This is a genomic window from Pseudomonas sp. NFPP07 (assembly GCF_900115645.1).
Taxonomy (GTDB): Bacteria; Pseudomonadota; Gammaproteobacteria; order Pseudomonadales; family Pseudomonadaceae; genus Aquipseudomonas; species Aquipseudomonas chlororaphis.
In genome coordinates this window covers 58,850-75,630 of the sequence record NZ_FOXG01000008.1, presented here as the reverse complement: position 1 = coordinate 75,630, position 16,781 = coordinate 58,850, and the positions used below count along the sequence as shown (strand labels likewise).

Sequence of the window (16,781 nt, the reverse complement as noted above, 5' to 3'; positions counted from 1 at the left end):
CTGTCATTTCGACACGCGATCACACATCGCCTGATTGGTCGCCAAACGTAAAAAAAGATCCTGATACCAGCGCTGATAATTCTCTTGCGCTTTGGGATCTGCCTGTTGAAGGACTTCCATCAGCTTGGCATCAGGTACTTCTTGCCAACGAATTGTCGGTTGGTAGGGAACATATTTGTGTGTTGCACGCTCCAGATCTATCAGCCTAAGTATCGGGAAGTCTTGTCCGAAACCACCCGTCAGAGCTGTACGAAAGAAGCGTTGCAGTAGCACAAAGTCTTCCAGTGGTGCCATAAATTCGCTGTATGAAGGGCTTTTTAATTGAGTTTTCAAGTAGCCTGGTAGACGGTTTGATATTTCTTGACGTAATTGTTGGAGTTCCTCTGGAGGAAAATCCAATGCGGTGGCAGTTGTTTCATCGGTCACGGTTCCGGGATCTTGCGCACGGCGGAGTGAGAAGGTGGTATGGACCCAAAGGTCAATGTTGCCAAGCTGGTCTTGGGAGCGCTTCATCCATTTCCAATCTGGTCCTGCTGACATAGGACGCTCACGAAACTGTGACGTGTGATCTTCAGGAAACCAGTAGTGATCTGGTAGGCCCATGCCTTTAGCTTTTTCGCATAAGCAGGTGCTCAACTGATCATTGCTGGTTTCCAGGCAGATGTTTGATGTGCTGAGTATACGACCGGAGCCTGGCAACTTCTGTTCTTGATGGGTTATGAAGTCTTCCAGCGATTTTCGCAGCACAGGGGTAAATTGCGCCGCCTCGATGTGACTCATTGAAAGCCACTTTTCAATGTCCTCTTTGGGGCAAGTTGTAGACGGGTCAAGTGTTGCCAACATTTCTGTCAATTTGGCAATATACAACCAGCGGTAGACCTGTTGTCGGTCTGATGAAATGTTTCTAATGCTGCTGGAGTTACTGTCGGAGATGCTGAACCTGTCGATAAAAGTATCTGCTTCTACTATCCTGCACCCCAGAGGTGTATCAGTGAGTGCTGGATGAGTGTGAATAACACGGTGGATCAGCTTCCCGTCACCAGGAACAATTGTCACTGCCACCACTCGACCATCTGATGCATAGCGCAATGCTTGGTTTACGATTGCCGCATCGTAGATTCCGAGATTTATCCATTGATCATTCAGCATTATCTCTATGGTTACTTTGGTTGTTGTGTTGTCTGATGTCGCCTGAATAGTCCAGCGAATCTGGTTGGCATCAATTCCCGTAGGATGGATGTCCTGGCCAATCAATACCCCTCGAGCGCGAAAACTTCTGGAGGCCACTTTGAAGTTAGTTGCCCGTAAGCGATTAAATGTTTGATCTGCAGCATACCTGCTATCTGCGCGTAGTACGGTGTTGGAACCTAAACTGCCGCCAGGGGAGGATGCTCCCAGCAAGTCACTTGGGAACAGTTGATCATAGCCACCTAGGCGTTCATGCAATTCCGCTTTCATGTAGGGCTGATGGAGATCAGCAACTTTATTACTGACCGCCTCAGCAACTTTCGCTTCGCGCAAAATTTCAGGACTTGAAGTCCAGCCCTGGCCTTCGGTATCCATGAGCGACTTGATTAATTGCCGTGAGCTATCTGTCGTTTCAAAGGACGCTTGACGCGCTGCCACGGCAATAACACTGGGGCGGGCAGTGCTAATGAGTGCTTCGGTCATCCAGTTCTTTGCCCAGGCTTGCATCCAAGTTTTAACAGCATCCTTACCTAAGTCCTTAACCAGTTTTTGGGCCTGTTTGCCCAACTCCGTCGTGGGCTTGACATCCATGGCTCCAAAGGCTTCGTCCAAAACTTGTGCGATGAGTTTTCCTTGCGCATCCAACGGTGCAAGCGGTGTGCTATAGCGATGCTCGAGAGCCGCAGTCAATTTTGAGAAGAGATTCGGGTTTTCCTGTTTAAGACGAGCTACAGAAGGTTCTATTACTTTCTCGATCTCTTTTCGGGCTACAGCAATACCTGTCTTGTCCTCGACAACATCGCCGAGTGTCGCTGCGACTTCCTGCCGGGCTTTCATCGCGCTGTTAGCATAGTCGGGTACTACGATGTGTTGATCGTTGAGAGCGGCGCGGACGAATTCAGACTCGACATGGTTTGAGCGTGTTATCTGCGCCCAATGCTCAAGGGCAGCACTTCGTGTCACTTCACTGAGGGCTGCCCTTACGAAAAGCTGAGTTGCTGCTTGGACTGTGGGAGAGGAAGTGCTTTGCTCTATGGGCTTTGAGTTGGTAAGCGACGGCGCTGGGGGAATTGCAGATAGCGCTTCTTCCATCTCATGTTGTGCTTGTTGATCTGCTGCATTCATCCGAAGGTTGTTGACCATCAGTTGCATGCTATTGGCAAGTGGTTCGGCGCTCCAGCCAACCAGGGAGAGAATGAGCAACGCTGTGGTGAAATAAGACAGTGGCTTCTTCAACAGACCGAGATCTTTGCCTAATCTTTCATTAGAAAGTATGTGCAGCAGTCGCCGCCAGCGGTTAGGGGGTAATAAGGCTTCTTGTGCGGTTGGACGGGTCATCACCTCTTCAAGTTTGAGATCTTTGCGTGCCCATTCGATTGCCAAGAATGAAAGCACTTCCGATATCAGGTTATGTGTTTGCTCCTGCTCCTGAGGGGACAGCACGGAGCCTTCGACGCCACTATCGTGTGCGACCAGGCGCTCAACCAACTCATCCAGTCTTGCAACCAATGGGCTGAGCTCCGAGTCTGAACGAGCAGTTTCCAGAAGAGAGGGATCTTCGATTATTTGGCTATGTAACTCTTGAGCTCTGGCGCTCCAAGCTTGAGCAACACGTTCGCGTGCTTGGTGAGCTGCAAAGTACAACGAAAGAGCTGCACCTAGTAAACCAAGGATGCCTAGCGTTGTGCCGTATTGGCTACCTATCTCCCTAGTCACTCCGTAGATTGATTGTGCAGCGTGAATGACCGTTTGCGGTACTAGGCTTGAGCTTGATGCCAGGAAACTGCATGTCCAAACGAACAGGATCACTGCACAAATGACGATGGACCCTATACCCGATAGATCCCGGACTCTTTCCAGAACTACCAAACTGCCGGCACGTGTCATCTTTTCTCGAAGATCGACCGCCTTCCATCGATCTTTGCTTAGAGGTACAAGCCAGAAGTGACACAAGGCCCAGAGTGCAACAAGCAGAGTCCACATTGCGAACGGATTCATGGCGTTCTCCGACAGATACGGCGCTTGCTTTCACAGCGTTGACCGTAGAACGCGACTGCCGTGTCGATCTTCCTTATGTCGAGAAAATCGAAATGAAATCCACGTTTTTATGCTCAGCAGCTTGCACAGGTGCGCCGAATCCTGCCGTCACTGTGGCACTAGGTATCTGTTAATGTTTGGTGGCGAACCGCCACCAAATTTCAACTGATACTAGCAGTAAGGTTGCGAAATATTGACAGTGCAACCCGATGAGACGAACGGTATCGGTGGCTACCAGACCCTGTCTCACCTACGTTTCAGGGGATAAACATTGGTGTGCGATATTTGACAGCTCTTGATGTGATCAACCCTGGCATTTAATAAGTTGCAATGAGTCAAATATCTTCGAGTAAAGAAAAAACGATAGATCGGTAAGGGATACGACAAGCTGGCGCCATGATCTCCCCGGTTTGCCCCTTGTGGTATTTGTCACCTTACTTTCGTACAGACCCGGGCGTACTCACTGCCGATGCCGGCGCAGCAGCTCGATCTGCTGCGCCGGCACCTGCTGGCGCAGGGCTTTGTACAGGGCGCGGGTTTCCAGCAGGTTCCAGATCCGCAGCAGGGTTTCCAGCGCGTCCAGGGGCTTGCTGATGAAGTCGCGGGCGCCCAGGGCCAGGGCGCGCAGGCGGGTATCGCGGGTGGCGTCGGCGGTCAGCACCAGGATCGGCAGGTAATCGTCGGCCGGGATCCGTCGGTTGAGCTGTTCGAGCACGGCGAAGCCGTCGAATTCGGGCATGTGCAGGTCGAGGATCACCAGGTCCGGCTCGAAGCTGTTGAACAGCTCCAGGGTGCGCAGCGGCTGGGTGCTGCTCAGCACGTTGTGCAGGCCTTCGCGGGCCAGCAGTTGCTCCATCAGCTCGAGGTTGGGGCGCTGGTCGTCGATGATCAGGATGCGCAAATCGTGGTTCATGCGGGCTCCGGTAAATGTTGCTCAAGGTGGGCGAGAAACGCCGGGATATGAATGGGCTTGGTCAGGATCGCCGTGGCCCCGGCCTGCAACAGGGCACGGTGGGTCAGGGCGCTGGCGTCGGCGGTGATCATCACGACCGGGGTGCTGGCGGTGCTCGGCGATTCCCGCAGCCGGCGCAGCACTTCCAGGCCTGCAAGGTCCGGCAGGCTGACGTCCAGCAGGATCAGTTGCGGTGCATGCTGGCGCGCCAGGTCCAGGCCCATCTGGCCCTGCATGCTCGACAGCAGGCGAATGCCCGGGCGGCGTTGCAGCAGGGTTTCGATCAGCGCCAGGCTCGACAGGTTGTCTTCGATGCACAGTACCTGGCCGCGGTATGCCACGGCCTCGACCCGGGCCGGCAGCACCGCCGCCGGTTGTTCCACTAGCTGTTGCTCCAGGGCCAGGCGCGTGCCGGCCGCGGCCACCTGGACAAACGGCAGTTGCAAGGTAAAGCAGCAGCCCTGGCCCGGCGTGCTGTGCACCCGCAGGCTGCCGTCCATCATTTCCAGCAGGCTCTTGCTCAGGGCCAGGCCCAGGCCGGTGCCTTCCACCCGCGGGTCGGCGCCCAGGCGTTCGAAGGGGCGGAACAACTGGTCCAGGCGCTCCAGGGGAATGCCGGCGCCGGTGTCGCTGACCGCCACCTCGACCCGGGTGTCGAGCACCTTGACCGCGATCCGCACCTGGCCCTGGGGCCGGTTGTACTTGATGGCGTTGGACAGCAGGTTGAGCAGCACCTGGATCAACCGCTGGCGGTCGGCGATCACCCCGCTGTGCTCGCTCAGCGCGGGCAGGGCGGCCAGCTGGATACCGGCGTCGGTGGCCATCGGCGAGACCAGGGTCAGGGCCTCGTGCAGCACCGCGGCCAGGGCGATCGGCTCGACATTCAGCGCCAGGTGCCCGGCCTCGATGCGGGCGATATCCAGCACCTCGTTGATCAGGGTCAGCAGGTGCTGGCCGGCGCGCAGGATATGGCCGACCTGGGGCCGTTGGCCGCTCGGCGAGTCCATGTCCAGCAGTTGCGCGAAACCGAGGATGGCGTTGAGCGGGGTACGCAGTTCGTGGCTCATGCGCGAGAGGAATTCGCTCTTGGCGCGGCTGGCGCTTTCGGCTTCCTCGCGGGCGGTGCGCAGGGCGATTTCCGCGGCGCGGCGGTCGGTGATGTCGCGGGTGATCTTCGAGAAGCCGCGCAACGCGCCGCTGGCGTCGTACTGCGCGGTGATCACCACGCTGGCCCAGAAGCGGCTGCCGTCCTTGCGGCAGCGCCAGGCCTCTTCCATGTAGTGGCCGTCGCGGGTGGCCTCGCGCAGGGCCATGTCCGGGTGCGCCGGGCATTCTTCCGCCAGGTAGAACAGCGAGAAGTGCCGGCCGAGGATTTCCTGTTCGCTGTAGCCCTTGATCCGCTCGGCGCCGGCGTTCCAGGTGGTGACCCGGCCCTGGGTGTCGAGGGCGAAGATCCCGTAGTCCTTGACCCCGTCGATGATCAGCCGCAGGCGTTCTTCGTTGTCGCGCAGGGCCCGCTCGCGCTCGGCCAGCAGTTGCCCGGCCTCCACCAGGCGGGTGCCGAGCTGGCCGATTTCGTCCTGTTCCGGGGCTTGCGGGCGCAACGGTTGGCCGAGGGCCAGGCGCTGGGCGTTGCCTTGCACCTGCTGCACCCGGGCGACTATGCCCTTGGACAAGAACAGCACCGCGACAATCGCCCCGAACAAGCCGCAGAGCGCCGCCAACAGCGTGGCCAGCAGCAGGCGCATGCGGGTCGCCGAGGCCGCGGCGCTGCGTTCGGCGAGCAGGCCGTCTTCGCGGATGCGCATGGCGCTGATCTGCTCGCGCAGCACGTCGAGCACCTGTTTGTTCTCGATCAGAATCGCGGTGATGCTGGCGCTGTCGTCGGGCCGGCCGTTGCGCAGGGCCACCAGGCCGTCGAGCTTGTGGCCGATCAGCGGGGCGATGGCCTTGAGGTGGTCGCGCATGCGCGCATCGCGAATGTTGCTGTCCAGCCGTTGCAGCGCGGCCTGGATCAGCGGCTGGGCACGTTCGTAGCTGGGCAGGAAGTCTTCGCGACGGGTCAGCAGGTAGCCGCGCACGCTGGCCGCCGCTTCGGCGAGCAGGGTGTGCACGGTCTGGATGTCGCCCTGCACCAGCAGCACCCGGCGCACATCTTCCTCGGCGCGGGCGGTCTGGCGTTCGGTGATGTAGATCAGCACCAGCGACAGCAGCAGGATCACCAGTGGCAGGGAGATCACCACCAGCGCCTTGCCGCGCAGCGGCAGGTCGAGCCAGTGCCGGCTGGCCAGGAGCCTCATGGCCAGTCTCCCGCGGGCTGCGCCACCAGCCCCAGGGCGATGCCGCGCACCGCGGCCTGGGTGCGGTCCGCCGCGCCGAGCTTGCCGATCAGCCGCTCCACATGGGCCTTGGCGGTGCCGGTAGTGATGCCGAGCTTTTCGCCGATCTCGCGGTTGCTGAAACCGCCGGCCACCAGCCCCAGCACCTGGCGTTCGCGGGCGGTCAGGGCGACAACCTGGGCGCCGCCGCTGCCGCCGGCGTTGCGTTCGGCCATGCGCCGCAGCAGCCGGGCGCTGACGCTGCTGTTGAGGGCTTCCTCGCCCTGGGCCACCCGCTGCAGGGCGCCGAGCACTTCGCCGCGACTGGCGTCCTTGAGCAGGTAGCCGACGGCGCCGGCGGCAATCGCCGCTTCCAGGTGGTCGGGGCTGTCGTCCATGGTGAAGATCACCACCTTGATCGCCGGTTGCCGTTGGTGCAGCAGGCGCGCGGCGCCCAGGCCGTTGAGCAGCGGCATACGGATGTCGAGGATGGCGATGTCCGGTTGCAGGCGCTCGCACAGGTCGAGAGCTTCCTGGCCATCGCGGGCCTGGCCGACCACCTCGAACTCCGGGTGGCCGGCGAGCAGGGCGACAAAACCGGTGCGGGTGACTTCATGATCGTCCGCCAGCACCAGGCGCAGGGCAGGGTTCATGGCTGCTCTCCCGCAGTGGGCAGCGGCACCCGGGCCAGCAGGCGGGTGCCGTGGCCGGGGGCGCTGTGCCAGGACAGCTCGCCGCCCAGCAGGCTGGCGCGTTCCTGCATCGCCGCCAGACCCAGGTGCTGGCCGCCGCAGCTGGACAGCGGGCTGTCCAGGGCGAAGCCGACGCCGTTGTCTGCCAGCGCCAGCGCGGCCTGGCCATCGGCCAGCTGCAGGCTCAGTTCGGCGCGGCTGGCCCGGGCATGCTTGAGGATGTTGTTGATGCCTTCCTGGGCGATGCGGAACAGGGCGATCTCGCTGGCGCCCGGCAGGCGCGCGCTGGACTGTTGCCGCCAGTGCACCTCGAGACCGGCGTCGCGCAGGCGGTCGGCTTCCTTGTCGATGGCCTTGTACAGGCCAAAGTCGTCCAGCACGTTGGGGCGCAGGCCGCCGATCAACTGCCGGCCCTCGCCGACGCAACCCTGGGCCAGGGTCAGGATGCTTTGCAACTCGTTGTGCAGATCCTGCGGCAATCTCGGGCAGCGCCCGGCAAACCCCTGCAGGCGCTGGTGCAGCCCGGCCAGGGTTTGCGCCAGGCCGTCGTGCAGGTCGTAGGCCACGCGCTTGCGTTCGTCTTCCTGGGCGCTGAACAGCCGGTGCACCAGTTCCGACATGGTGCGTTCCCGGGCTTGCAGGGCCTGGAGCAAGCGCTGGTTTTCCAGGTGCGCCGCCAGCAGGGTGGCCAACAGTTGCAGGGATTCCAGGTCCTCGCTGTCGGGCGCGGCCAGGGCCACGCTGTTGGCCAGCAGCAGCGCGCCGAAGGCCTGGCCGTCGGCGCCGGGCAGGGGAATACGCAGCACCTGGGGCAGGGCGGCATCGGTCTGCGGCAGCCATTCGGGGTGCAGGGTCGCAGACTTGGCCAGCTCGTGCAGGGCGGCCAGGCGTTCGCTGCCGCCGTGCTGGGCGGTGGCCTGGGGCGGTTGGGCGGCGTGCCATTCCAGCAGCAGGCCGTGGTCCATCGCCATAAAGGCACAGGCCCGTTGCAGGGCGCGCTGGCGCATGGCCGCGGGTGGCAGCTGGGTCAGTTCCTGGCCGGTGTCCACCAGCAGGCGCAGGCGCGCCGCGCGGCTTTGCGCCTGGCGATACTGGCTGCGAATGGCCAGGGCGCTGCCGGGGTCGTGGGTCGGGCTTTGCATGAAAAACAGGCTCCAGCGTGAAGGGCGTGCGCTCGCGAGCAGGCATTAGACCCGGTTGCCGGCTGTGGGCCTATCTGCCGAATGGCATAGGCCGCCGGCACCGGTTGGCCGATGGCGAGGCAGCAACGGGTGGGCAAAGTGGGCGCATTGAAACCCACTGGAGCCTTCCGATGAAACTGCCAACCACCGCCATTGCCCTGTTGCTGGCCCTGACCGCGCCCCTGGCCCAGGCCCTGGACGCCACGCCTTATGTGTACCGCACCGTCGCCGCGCAGCCGCAGAATCAGGAAGACCGGGAGATTGCCGGCCTGTTCGATCGCTGGAACGCGGCCCTGCAAAGCGGCAGTGCAAAAAACGTAACCAGTCTTTACGCCGCCGACGCGATCCTCCAGCCGACCGTGTCGAACCAGGTGCGCACCACCCCGGCGCAGATCCAGGACTACTTCGAGCATTTCCTCGCGGGCAAGCCGGTGGGCCAGATCAACTACCGGGAAATCCGCCGCCTGGGCCCGGACGCGGCCATGGACAGCGGCGTCTATACCTTCACCCTGCACGAGGCCGGTGGCGCGACCCGCCAGGTGCAGGCGCGCTACACCTTCCTCTACGAGCGCATCGACGGCCAGTGGAAGATCCTCAACCACCATTCCTCGGCCATGCCCCAGGCACAGCCGCAACTGCAGGCCAGCCATCGCTGAATTTCATCTGACCAGCCGGATGCCGATCTTTTAGGAGCGAGCTTGCTCGCGAGGGTGGCTAACGACACCGCGTCTTTACTTGAGTAAACGCGGCGCTCTTGAGTTCATCGCGAGCAAGCTCGCTCCTACAGGGGATCGCCCGGCGTTTTGCGGTCTTCAGCCTTCCTGGCGATAACGCCCCGGGGTCATGCCGAACCAGCGGCGGCAGGCCTTGTGAAAGCTGCTCTGGTCGCGAAAGCCGAGCAGGGCGCCGATGTACTTGACGCTGCGCGCCGAGTTGCGCAGGAAACTGTGGGCCAGCATGAGCCGCGCCTCGTCGAGCAGGGCCGAGAAGTGCATGTCTTCGTTGCCCAGGCGTCGCTGCAGGCTGCGGCTGCTGACCCCCACCAACTGCGCGATATGCCGCAGGTCGCTGGGCCCGCCCTGGGCCAGGCGCTCGGACAACACCCGCCTTACCTGCGCGGTCATCGAGCCGTCGAGCAGCAGCTTGAGGCGGGTTCGCGCGTATTCCATGTGCAGCACGTCCAGGGCCGGGTCGGCGCTGGGCAGGGCCATGGCGCAATCGCGCGGGCTGAAACTCAGGCTGTTGTAGGGCGCGTCGAACTGCAGGTTGGCGCCCAGCAGGCGCTCCAGGGCACGGGTGTCGGGCGGGCGCGGGTAGGTGAAGCTCGCCGCCAGCGGTTGCGGCTTGTGCCCGGGCAGCAGCCAGTGCACCAGGCCCAGGGTCTGCGCCGCGCCGGCATCGATGAAGGCCCGCGGTACCTGGCCCGGTTCGAGGGCGATGTCGAAGCCGATCAGGGTGACGGCCTGGGGGTTGCGCTCCAGGCACAGGTAGAAGCCGTTGCTGACCAGCGAGTGATAGTCCACCAGGCGTTGCAGCGCGGTGCCCAGGGTGGCGCCGGACATCAGCGCGTAGCCGAGCACTTCCAGGTTGGCCGGGTGGGCCTTGGTGTACGCCAGCAGGCCGAGGTCCGGGTTGCCGCACAGGTGCACGGCGTCTTGCAGCACCGCGTAGACCAGCTCCAGCCTGACGCCCATGGGGTTTTCACAGGTCTCCTGGTGGCTGCTGCCATGGCGCTTGAGCAAGGCCTCGACCTTGACTCCGGCGTCGCTCAGGACATCGGCAAGCACCCGGAAACTGGTGCCGGTCATTCTGTGCATAGTACTTCCTGGGCTAGTGGCTAATTGATGTCATTGGCGCTGGCGCATGATCGCAATAAACCTCGGGCCACAGTCGAGAAAGGGCGGTGCGGTGTTTCCAAGGACAAACGAAAGGTATCCGGGAACACTTTCGAGCCGTCCGGGCAGGGGGGATCATAAGTGGCAATGAGCCATTAACGCGTCGGGCGCGCCGACGCATCCTGGCCAAGCCCACCCGGCGCGCTGTCGCCGCTTCGACTACGGATCTGTCATGCAAAGCGTCAAAGACTTTTATCGGGAACTGGCGCAGGGGCGACTGGCGCTGGCCTTCCAGCCGGTGGTGTGGCTGCCCGACACCAGCCGGGTGCTGTACCTGGAAGGTTTGCTGCGCCATGTCGAACAGCCCGGCAATGGCGTCTACCCGTTCGCCATGCTCGAACGCCATCAGCTGATGCGCGAGCTGGACCGCAGCGTGGTGGGGGGCGTGATCGAGCGCCTGCTGGAGGACGAACATCTGCGCCTGGGCTGCAACATCTCGGCGCAGAGCGCGATCGTCGATCCGTTCTGGTCCGCCACCCTTGCGCGGTTGCGCGACGTGCCTTCAGTGGCCGCGCGGCTGGTGATCGAAATCACCGAAAGCGCCACGCCGCCGAGCACCGAGGCGGCCATCGAGTTTGTCCTGTGCCTGCGCGAGCTGGGCTGCCGGGTGGCGGTGGACGACTTCGGCGCCGGCCTCGGCACCCTGGAATTCATCCGCCAGAGCCTTCCTGACATGGTCAAGATCGACCAGGGTTACCTGCAACGCGCCCGCAGCGAACCCAACAGCGTGCAGACCCTGAAACACCTGGTGCAGCTGTGCAAGACCCTGGCGCCCTGCGTGATCATCGAAGGCATCGAGAGCGAAGCCGACCGCGCCCTGGCCACGGCCTGCGGTGGCGAATGGGGCCAGGGCTACCTGTTCGGCCGGCCACGGCTCGACCGCCTGGGCGCGCCATGCCGGTTGCGTGGGGTGGTGGCCGAGCCTGTGGTGGCGGATTGAGCGGGGCGGTTTGCCAGTGATAGCGGTGATCCATTCACCCAGGCCGGCATCGACCGGTCGCGGCTTCAGTAATAAACGCCCTTGGCGTCATAGGGCAGCAGCACGGTATCGACCGCCGCATCCACCGGCAGGCTGACCACCGCCACCAGCGGGCAGACGATGCTCATCCAGCAGTAGATCGTGGCGTAGCCGTCGTAGCCGTCGTAGCCGCGGGCGTCACGCATGGTCAGCAGCTGGATATTCTGCTGGGTGCCTTTGTAGAGGTCGTAGGAAATGTACTGATTGCTGGCACGGGCCATCAGGGTGCCGCAGCCCGAGAGGGCGAGTGTGCCGAGCAGGACGAGAGCAGTGAGCGCTTTGATGATGCCATTCCTTAGCAAGCCGATTTGCGGCGCGCATCTTCGCATCGCTCGAGGCTGCAGGCCAGCCTGAATGGCAAGGCTCGCAGCGAGCTGCCGGCGATGACGGCGGTACCTTTGCAATCGCCACCGCCGGCAAGCCTGGCGCCTATCACCCAGGTAATCGTTAGCCCAGCACCTCACGCAACCGATGCCACAGCATGCCCAGCGCCAGCAGCGGCGCGCGCAGGGCGGGGCCGCCGGGGAAGGTCATGTGCGGCACTGCGCTGAAGATGTCCAGGCCCCGGCTGTGCCCTGCGTGGATGGCCTCGGCCAGCAGGCGCGCGGTCCAGTGGCTGACGTTGAGCCCATGCCCGGAGTAACCCTGGGCGTAATACACGTTGGGGTATTGGCGCAGGCGCCCGACCTGGGGGAAGCGGTTGGCGGTGATGCCGATCTTGCCGCCCCATTGGTAGTCGATGCGTACATTCGCCAGCTGCGGGAACACCTTGAGCAGCTTCGGCCGCATATAGGCGCCGATGTCCGCCGGGTCGCGCCCGGAGTAGTGGCAGGCGCCGCCGAACAGCAGGCGCCGGTCCGCCGAGAGCCGGTAATAGTCGAGGCCGACCTTCTGGTCGCACAGCGCCAGGTTCTGCGGGATCAGTTCGGCGGCCAGGGCCGGCGCCAGGGGCTCGGTGGCGATGATGTAGCTGCCCGCCGGCAGCACCTTGCCGGCGAGGCGCGGCTCCAGGTCATCCAGGTGGGCGTTGCAGGCCAGCACCAGGCTGCTGGCGCGCACCGTGCCGCTGGCGCAACGCACCTGCACGCTGTCGCCGTGGATCAGCTCCAGCACCGGGCTCTGCTCGAAGATCCGCACCCCCAGCGTCCGGGCCAGGGCGGCCTCGCCAAGCACCAGGTTGAGCGGGTGCAGGTGCCCGGACCCCATGTCCACCAGGCCCCCGGCATAGGCCGAGGACGCCACCACCTGGGCCATGTCCTGCGGGGCGACCAGGCGGGTTTCATGCACGTAGCCCAGGGCCGCGAGGTGTTCCTGCTCGGCCTGGAACGCGGCGAACTGGGCCGGGGTGTTGGCCAGCTCGCAGAAGCCCCAGCGCAGGTCGCAGTCGATGTCGTGCTCGCGCACGCGCTGGCCGACCAGCGCCACCGAGTCGATGCCGGCCTGTTCCAGGTAACGCAAGCCCTCGGCGCCGACGTAGCGGGCAAAACCGCTGACGTCGTGGCCGATGCCGCGGATCAGTTGCCCGCCGTTGCGCCCGCTGGCGCCCCAGCCGATGCGCCGGGCTTCCAGGAGGATCACCGAGAGGCCGCGCTGCGCCAGTTCGATGGCGGTGTTGACCCCGGTGAAACCACCGCCGATCACGCAGACATCGGCGCTGAGGTCTGCATTCAGCGGCGGGTAGTCCGGCAGCGCGTTGGCCGAGGCGGCGTAGTAGGAGCGGGTGTGTTGCGCAGGGCTGTGCCGGTTCATTGGTTGGACTTCACTTTGCTCCAGGCGCGGGTCATCAGGCGCATGGTCTGCGGGCTCTGGGTGCTGGAGATGTACAGCTTGTCGAGTACCGCCTGGGGTGGGTAGACCTCGGGGTTGTTCACCAGCTCGGGGTCCATGTATTGCTGCGATGCCGGGTTGGGGTTGGCGTAGCCGACATAGGCGCTGACCTTGGCGATCACTTGCGGGTCCAGCAGGTAGTTGATAAAGGCATGGGCCTCCTTGGGGTTGCTGGCGTCCGCCGGGATCGCCAGCAGGTCGAACCACAGGTTGCTGCCTTCCTTGGGAATCGAATAGGCGATCTTCACCCCGTTCTTGGCTTCCTTGGCGCGGTTGGCGGCCTGGAACACGTCGCCGGAATAACCGAAGGCCAGGCAGATGTTGCCGTTGGCCAGGTCCGAGACGTACTTGGAGGAGTGGAAGTAGGTGATGTAGGGACGGATCGCCAGCAGCTTGGCTTCGGCTTTCTTGTAGTCCGCGGGGTTTTCGCTGCGCGGGTCCAGGCCCAGGTAGTTGAGCATCGCCGGGAACACTTCGTCCGGCGAGTCCATCATCGACACCCCGCACTGGCTGAGCTTTTTCAGATTCTCCGGTTCGAAGAACACCGCCCAGGAATCGATGCTGTCGATGCCCAGCACCTGCTTGACCTTGTCGACGTTGTAGCCGATGCCGTTAGTGCCCCACAGGTAAGGCACCGAGTACTGGTTGCCGGGGTCGTTCTGCTCCAGCAGGGCCAGCAGTTTCGGGTCGAGGTTCCGCCAGTTCGGCAGCTGCGCGCGGTCCAGCTTGAGAAAGGCCCCGGCCTTGACCTGCCGCGCCAGGAAGTGGTTGGACGGCACCACCAGGTCATAGCCGGTGCGCCCGGCCAGCAGCTTGCCCTCCAGGGTTTCGTTGGAGTCGAAGACGTCGTAGATGACCCGGGTCCCGGTCTTGGCCTGGAAGTCGGCGAGGGTGGTCTCGCCGATATAGTCGGTCCAGTTGTACACGCTGACTGTCGATTCGGCCTGGGCCGTGGCGCCGAACAGCACCGTGAGGGCCAGCGGAACCACCGATTTCCATAGACGCATAGCGATACCCCTTTTTGCGGTTGTTATTGTGTTTGCCAAATTCATGAAGCCCTGTAGCCGCTGCCGAGCAACGCGAGGCTGCGATCGGCGGCGCAGCCGTCGTAAACCCGGCAACCGCGTTGCATCAGGTACACCGCGTGCGACGGTCTGGCGATGGCTGCGCCATCGATCGCAGCCTCGCAGGCTCGGCAGCGGCTACAACGGTGTGCGCGGTGTGCAGGCCTCAGACGCTGAGCAACAGGAACTCGCGCTCCCAGGAGCTGATCACGCGCTTGAAGTTCTCGTGCTCGGCGCGTTTCACCGCGACGTAGCCGCGCACGAACTTGCTGCCCAGGTAGCGCTCGATGGTCGGGCACTCTTCCATGCGGGTCAGGGCGTCTTCGATGGTGATCGGCAGGCGCAGGTTGCGCCTTTCATAGGCCCGGCCTTCCACCGCGGCGCTCGGCTCGATGCCCTCGACCATGCCCAGGTAGCCGCACAGCAGGCTGGCGGCGATGGCCAGGTAAGGGTTGGCGTCGGCGCCGGGCAGGCGGTTTTCCACACGCATGGCTTCCGGGCCGGAGGTCGGCACCCGCAGGCCGACGGTGCGGTTCTCTTCGCCCCATTCGACATTGACCGGCGCCGAGGTGTCCGGCAGGAAGCGGCGGAACGAATTGACGTTGGGCGCGAACATCGGCAGCACCTGGGGGATGTACTTCTGCAAACCGCCGATATGGTGGCGGAACAGCTCGCTCATGCGGCCCTCGGCGTCGGCGAAGATCGGCTTGCCGGTGGCGCTGTCGACCACGCTCTGGTGCAGGTGCATGGCGCTGCCGGGTTCGTCGGCCACCGGCTTGGCCATGAAGGTGGCGGTGACGTTGTGCTTGAGCGCGGCCTCGCGCAGGGTGCGTTTGAACACAGTGATCTGGTCGGCCAGGTCGAGGGCGTCGCCGTGGCGGAAGTTGATTTCCATCTGCGCCGGGCCGTCTTCGTGGATCAGCGTGTCGAGGTCCAGGCCCTGGGCTTCGCACCAGTCGTAGACATCCTCGAACAGTGGATCGAATTCGTTGGCGGCGTCGATGGAGAACGACTGGCGCCCGCTTTCGGCCCGGCCGGAGCGGCCCAGCGGCGCCTTCAGCGGCAGGTCCGGGTCTTCGCAGCGCTGGGTCAGGTAGAACTCCATCTCCGGCGCGACGATCGGCTGCCAGCCCTTGTCGGCGTACAGCTGCAACACTTTCTTCAGCACGTTGCGCGGCGACAGCTCGATGGGGTTGCCGAACTTGTCGAAGGTGTCGTGGATGACGATCGCGGTCGGCTCGATGGCCCAGGGCACCAGGTAAACCCCTGCGGCGTCGGGGCGGCAGACCATGTCGATGTCCGCCGGGTCCAGCAGGTCGTAGTAGATGTCGTCGTCGACGAAGTCCCCGGTTACCGTTTGCAACAGCACACTTTCCGGCAGGCGCATGCCTCGCTCATGCAGGAACTTGTTGGTGGGCGCTATCTTGCCGCGGGCGATGCCGGTCAGGTCGCTGACCACGCACTCCACTTCGGTAATCTTGTGTTCTTTCAGCCAGGTAGACAGCTGATCGAAAGGGGCATTCATAAGGACCTCGTCAATGATTGTCGGTGACGCGCCAGCACTTGGAGTCGCCCATCAAGGCTTCCCCTGTGGCGCGTTGACGACTATCTTGGGCAAGCCTCGCGGTTCCATCTATCCACTTTAAGCAGCACCAAAGCGCACCAAAAGAGTGCGCAAGGTCCCTTCATGACAGCGTCGACAGCTCTCCAGGTCCAGGCCTTCAACACCTTCGATGTGGCCGATCAGATCCGTGCCACCCCGGGTTGGGTGCAGCATTACCAGCAGATGTCGCCCGGGCATTTCGCCGGGCAGGTGCGCTATCTGGACCTGCAAGGGGTGCAGATCTACGAGGAGTGCATGAACACCCGGGTCGAGCAGAATTTCAGCGCGCCCGAGGATTCCCTGGCGTTCTGTTTCGATCGCAGCGACAACGCCCTGTACCTGCTCAACGGCGAGAGCCGCAACATCTGGATCACCCCGGAGAACTACCAGGAAATCGCCGTGGTGTTCGGCCCGGAATTCGTCCGCGGCCACGGCCTCGACGCGCAGCGCCTCGACGGCCTGTTCCTGGCGCCGCTCAACTGCGGGCAGAACGCCTTGTTCAGCCGCTGGCTCAGCACGACCCTGACGCGCCTGTCGCAGACCCTCGACCCACCGAGTCGCGAAGCCCTGACCCAGCAGTTGCTCGAGGATTGCCTGTTTATCCTCGACAACGCCTGCGTGCGCCTGGACGGTGGCGGCCTGCGCCGGCGCGCCGAGGAGCGGGCGATCATGCAGCGGGTGGCGCAGTGGGCGGCGGACGGCCCGGAAGACAGCCTCAACCTGCTGGAGTTGGCGCAGGTGGCCGGGGTTTCCCTGCGCCAGTTGCAAGGCGCGTTCAAGGCCTTCGCCGGCATGGCGCCGACCCAGTGGCTGCGCCTGCGCCGGCTGAACAGTGCGCACCGCGAACTGCTGCGCCGCGGCCCGGACGAAACCACCGTGGCCGAGGTGGCCATGCGCTGGTCGTTCTGGCACCTCGGGCGGTTTTCCAGCAGCTACCGCGCGCTGTTCAAGGAACTGCCGAGCGAGACCCTGCGCCGCGGCCAGCGTTGAGCTGTTCCTGGCCGCG

13 protein-coding genes are annotated in these 16,781 nt (G+C 63.4%); 3 read left to right on the top strand and 10 right to left on the bottom strand.

Annotation, left to right across the window (positions count from 1 at the left end):
• Positions 1-3 precede the first annotated feature (3 nt).
• The 5 genes from BM019_RS20940 to BM019_RS20920 all read right to left on the bottom strand — a co-directional run bounded on the left by BM019_RS20940 (position 4) and on the right by BM019_RS20920 (position 8,329).
• On the bottom strand, positions 4-3,186 hold the full coding sequence (locus tag BM019_RS20940; RefSeq protein ID WP_139217382.1) for a hypothetical protein: 3,183 nt from the start codon (positions 3,184-3,186) through the stop codon (positions 4-6).
• 499 nt (positions 3,187-3,685) lie between these two features.
• Entirely contained in the window at positions 3,686-4,138 is a 453-nt protein-coding gene (locus tag BM019_RS20935) for a response regulator (RefSeq protein WP_092419852.1), read from the bottom strand.
• Positions 4,135-6,477: an ATP-binding protein gene (locus tag BM019_RS20930; protein ID WP_092419849.1), complete on the bottom strand. Its 2,343-nt coding sequence runs from the start codon at positions 6,475-6,477 to the stop codon at positions 4,135-4,137. The genes BM019_RS20935 and BM019_RS20930 overlap by 4 nt, the downstream gene beginning before the upstream one ends.
• The gene (locus BM019_RS20925; RefSeq protein WP_092419846.1) at positions 6,474-7,148 is read right to left on the bottom strand and encodes a response regulator; all 675 of its coding nucleotides are present in this window, start codon (positions 7,146-7,148) and stop codon (positions 6,474-6,476) included. The genes BM019_RS20930 and BM019_RS20925 overlap by 4 nt, the downstream gene beginning before the upstream one ends.
• Positions 7,145-8,329, bottom strand: coding sequence for a sensor histidine kinase (locus BM019_RS20920; protein ID WP_092419843.1), 1,185 nt, complete (start codon positions 8,327-8,329; stop codon positions 7,145-7,147). The genes BM019_RS20925 and BM019_RS20920 overlap by 4 nt, the downstream gene beginning before the upstream one ends.
• A gap of 170 nt (positions 8,330-8,499) precedes the next feature.
• Between BM019_RS20920 and BM019_RS20915 the strand changes: the two genes are divergently transcribed.
• The gene (locus BM019_RS20915) at positions 8,500-9,024 is read left to right on the top strand and encodes an SgcJ/EcaC family oxidoreductase (RefSeq protein WP_085530781.1); all 525 of its coding nucleotides are present in this window, start codon (positions 8,500-8,502) and stop codon (positions 9,022-9,024) included.
• A gap of 156 nt (positions 9,025-9,180) precedes the next feature.
• On the opposite strand, the gene BM019_RS20910 is transcribed toward BM019_RS20915, so the two are convergent.
• On the bottom strand, positions 9,181-10,185 hold the full coding sequence (locus BM019_RS20910; protein WP_092419840.1) for an AraC family transcriptional regulator: 1,005 nt from the start codon (positions 10,183-10,185) through the stop codon (positions 9,181-9,183).
• 250 nt (positions 10,186-10,435) lie between these two features.
• Between BM019_RS20910 and BM019_RS20905 the strand changes: the two genes are divergently transcribed.
• Positions 10,436-11,203, top strand: a complete 768-nt coding sequence (locus BM019_RS20905) for an EAL domain-containing protein (RefSeq protein WP_092419837.1) — start codon at positions 10,436-10,438, stop codon at positions 11,201-11,203.
• Positions 11,204-11,268: 65 nt separating this feature from the next.
• On the opposite strand, the gene BM019_RS20900 is transcribed toward BM019_RS20905, so the two are convergent.
• The 4 genes from BM019_RS20900 to BM019_RS20885 all read right to left on the bottom strand — a co-directional run bounded on the left by BM019_RS20900 (position 11,269) and on the right by BM019_RS20885 (position 15,697).
• A complete protein-coding gene (locus BM019_RS20900) occupies positions 11,269-11,583 on the bottom strand; it encodes a YceK/YidQ family lipoprotein (RefSeq protein ID WP_092419834.1) in 315 nt (104 codons plus the stop codon).
• Positions 11,584-11,728: 145 nt separating this feature from the next.
• Positions 11,729-13,030, bottom strand: a complete 1,302-nt coding sequence (locus BM019_RS20895) for an NAD(P)/FAD-dependent oxidoreductase (RefSeq protein WP_092419831.1) — start codon at positions 13,028-13,030, stop codon at positions 11,729-11,731.
• Entirely contained in the window at positions 13,027-14,115 is a 1,089-nt protein-coding gene (locus tag BM019_RS20890; RefSeq protein WP_092419828.1) for a polyamine ABC transporter substrate-binding protein, read from the bottom strand. The genes BM019_RS20895 and BM019_RS20890 overlap by 4 nt, the downstream gene beginning before the upstream one ends.
• 223 nt (positions 14,116-14,338) lie before the next feature.
• A complete protein-coding gene (locus BM019_RS20885; RefSeq protein WP_092419825.1) occupies positions 14,339-15,697 on the bottom strand; it encodes a glutamine synthetase family protein in 1,359 nt (452 codons plus the stop codon).
• Between the two features lie 162 nt (positions 15,698-15,859).
• On the opposite strand from BM019_RS20885, the gene BM019_RS20880 reads away from it, so the two are divergent.
• Positions 15,860-16,765, top strand: a complete 906-nt coding sequence (locus tag BM019_RS20880) for a helix-turn-helix domain-containing protein (RefSeq protein WP_009043999.1) — start codon at positions 15,860-15,862, stop codon at positions 16,763-16,765.
• Positions 16,766-16,781 lie beyond the last annotated feature (16 nt).

Coding starts and splice junctions, on each gene's coding strand:
- BM019_RS20925 (WP_092419846.1), bottom strand. CDS start 7,148: ATGAACCCTGCCCTGCGCCTGGTGCTGGCGGACGATCATGAAGTCACC.
- BM019_RS20895 (WP_092419831.1), bottom strand. CDS start 13,030: ATGAACCGGCACAGCCCTGCGCAACACACCCGCTCCTACTACGCCGCC.
- BM019_RS20890 (WP_092419828.1), bottom strand. CDS start 14,115: ATGCGTCTATGGAAATCGGTGGTTCCGCTGGCCCTCACGGTGCTGTTC.
- BM019_RS20930 (WP_092419849.1), bottom strand. CDS start 6,477: ATGAGGCTCCTGGCCAGCCGGCACTGGCTCGACCTGCCGCTGCGCGGC.
- BM019_RS20940 (WP_139217382.1), bottom strand. CDS start 3,186: ATGAATCCGTTCGCAATGTGGACTCTGCTTGTTGCACTCTGGGCCTTG.
- BM019_RS20880 (WP_009043999.1), top strand. CDS start 15,860: ATGACAGCGTCGACAGCTCTCCAGGTCCAGGCCTTCAACACCTTCGAT.
- BM019_RS20915 (WP_085530781.1), top strand. CDS start 8,500: ATGAAACTGCCAACCACCGCCATTGCCCTGTTGCTGGCCCTGACCGCG.
- BM019_RS20910 (WP_092419840.1), bottom strand. CDS start 10,185: ATGCACAGAATGACCGGCACCAGTTTCCGGGTGCTTGCCGATGTCCTG.
- BM019_RS20935 (WP_092419852.1), bottom strand. CDS start 4,138: ATGAACCACGATTTGCGCATCCTGATCATCGACGACCAGCGCCCCAAC.
- BM019_RS20905 (WP_092419837.1), top strand. CDS start 10,436: ATGCAAAGCGTCAAAGACTTTTATCGGGAACTGGCGCAGGGGCGACTG.
- BM019_RS20885 (WP_092419825.1), bottom strand. CDS start 15,697: ATGAATGCCCCTTTCGATCAGCTGTCTACCTGGCTGAAAGAACACAAG.
- BM019_RS20920 (WP_092419843.1), bottom strand. CDS start 8,329: ATGCAAAGCCCGACCCACGACCCCGGCAGCGCCCTGGCCATTCGCAGC.